The organism is Streptomyces sp. NPDC058240, from assembly GCF_042882135.1.
Classification (GTDB): Bacteria; Actinomycetota; Actinomycetes; order Streptomycetales; family Streptomycetaceae; genus Streptomyces.
Genome location: NZ_JBHVWT010000140.1, coordinates 1 through 2,396 on the forward strand (window position 1 = coordinate 1; position 2,396 = coordinate 2,396).

Sequence of the window (2,396 nt, forward strand, 5' to 3'; positions counted from 1 at the left end):
GCGTTCACGCAGTTCGTCGGGGTACTTACGGGGAGCAGCCATGATTGGCATCCTTCCGGGTCTTGATGATCTCCATCAAACCCGGGGCGGTTCACGTATGGACGAGCGGGGGCCGGCTGTCGACCTCACGAGGAGAGCCGGCCTCCGTCGCCCACCGCACGCCAGGGGGTGACGCTCTGAGTGCGGGTCTGGGGTTAGCTCAACAATTTCCACCCGTGCCGATTCGGATCCACACATCCCCCCGTGGTGGTGCCGCAGGGGACGCACTCGGTGCTGTCCGGTGCGGGCTCCGGCGACGGCGGGGGAAGGGGAACGGGTGAGAAGACTGGTCTTCTTCTTTTTCGGGCATGCCGGTCTTCGTGATGGTGGGTTTGAATGCCTGCCCGGACCCGGACCGCCGACGGTCATAGGTTCGGGGAGGTGCCCGCTAGCGGCTGGTCGGCGCGACTAGCGGGAGATCAGGAGCACCGCGTTGGGCGGAGTCGGTGAGGGCGGTGTCACTCGCCGTCACGGACGACGAAAGCGAAGCCGGTGACGAGTCGTCGGAAGCTCCGGTGATTGCTCCGGCCGGCATGGGACATGCACTCGACGTCGACCGCGTCGGCGTCCGTCGAGGGGGTGGCCTCCCACTTGCATGCGAGGCATTCCGCTTCGTACGTGACGTCGGTGTCCGGGTGCTGGACGATGCGGTGGGTGACGCTGCGGACGAGCATCCGGGGACTCATACCCGGGCCCCCGTCTCCGAGTGCGGGTGTCGGCTGATCTCAATTGCCAAGTCGGCGGCGTGCGACATGTTGTAGGCGGGATCGTTCTTGTCCGTCGCCTGGCACCATTGCTTCTTCAGGGCCCTGCAGACGGCGCACCCGGTCGCCGCCCGGGGTTCGTTCTGTAAGCCGCCGTCGCTCAAGAAGACTGGTCCCGATTGCGCACTGCTGATCATCCCTGCACCTCCGCCACTGGCTTGTGACCAGAGGGTTTCGCCTTGTGCGGCTTCAGCACAGGGATGCCACGTCCTAGTTTCGCGACGCTATTTCGCGATCCCTAGGAAGTCAGCCAACTTCCGTAGCCCCGGCGGGTGATGTGGGAGCGCGAGAAGATCGCGGACGATGGCCACGGCAAGCGTGTGATGGCGCATCCATGTCGGGGCGACCCGCCGAAGGCTCTCAAGGGCCTTGACAGCGCCGTCCGCATTGTCGACGTCGGTGTGTGCGCGGGCGACGTCCAGGAGCAACCAGGTGCGCCAGGAGGGCGGTGTGTCCTTGCTCAGCCTCATACCCTTAGCCAGACGTAGCGCCTCCTCCGGCCGGTCGTGCTGTACTGCCAGGCGTACGCGCTCGATGCGGACGGACGACTTGCTGAAGACGGACAAGAGACGCCCGTCCCCCTCCGTGGGCGGCATCTTCGCCAGACGGCCGGCGGCCTTCTCCGCAGCGCGCATCATCCTGTCCGCATCGTCGTACTTGTCCAGCCGGGCGTACGAGGTAGCAGCACTCATAGTCAGGCCGCCCCACACGCGCAGGCCCGACGCGTCGGCAGTGAGCCCGTCCTGCTCCAGGCCATCGGCCGCGTACAGGGCGATGCTCTTGGCGTCGTCCAGCCGGTTGGACCTCTGGTAAGCCCACGCCAGGGAGTTGCAGATCATCGGGACAAGGAGAGGATCCTCGGAGGCTTCCGCGGCAGCTATGGCACGCTCCAGGGCGGCAAGGGCAAGATCGAGCTTGCCCAGGCGGATGCTCAGGTGTCCGGCCAGCTGGAACGCCTTGCCGAGTGCCGCTTGCCCCCCGTCAGACCCCTGCGACGCCGTGAGACGTGCGTCAGCAAGGATTCCAGGCAGCAGGTTCAGAAGCTGTGGGAACTCTGCCGAGTGGTACATGGACCACGCGTCAGCGATCTCGGCCCGCAGCAGTGAAGGCGTGAGGACCTCCGCCCCGTCAGACTCCTGCGGAGGGGCGAACATGAGCGGGTGAACAGCTCGACGAACGGCCACCAACTGTGGCGGGTCGGACTCCCCCGTTGACGGGACGCCGGGAGGGTCACCCAGCAGCGTCGTCAGCTCAACACCGAGCCCGCCGGCCAGCGCATGCAGTGTCGGCAGGCGTGCGGACCCCTTGCGCTTCTGCTCCAGCTTGCGGATGACGTCGACGGACACGCCCGACTTCTCCGCCAGCTCTTCCTGTGTCAGGTCCGACAGCCGACGGAGCCGGGACAGTTTGTCTCCGAGATGCTCGCTCACAGCTCAGACGGTACGCCGTCACAGCGACGTCAGACCAGGAACGCAAAAGAGCCCCACCGCCGGCCCATCCGGGGTTGCAACGCCTCACCGCTTTCACCGTCCTCGCTCTTGCGACCGGGCCCTTCGTCCGCAGCCGCCTCACCCCCGCCACCGGGTGAAACAC

The 2,396-nt window shown here is 66.5% G+C and carries 2 protein-coding genes; both read right to left on the reverse strand.

Annotated elements, in window-relative coordinates; all coding sequences use genetic code 11:
• Positions 1–497 precede the first annotated feature (497 nt).
• Positions 498–713, reverse strand: a complete 216-nt coding sequence (locus ACFVX4_RS41945) for a hypothetical protein (RefSeq protein WP_389988741.1) — start codon at positions 711–713, stop codon at positions 498–500.
• Positions 714–1,027: 314 nt separating this feature from the next.
• The gene (locus tag ACFVX4_RS41950; RefSeq protein WP_389988744.1) at positions 1,028–2,233 is read right to left on the reverse strand and encodes a helix-turn-helix domain-containing protein; all 1,206 of its coding nucleotides are present in this window, start codon (positions 2,231–2,233) and stop codon (positions 1,028–1,030) included.
• Positions 2,234–2,396 lie beyond the last annotated feature (163 nt).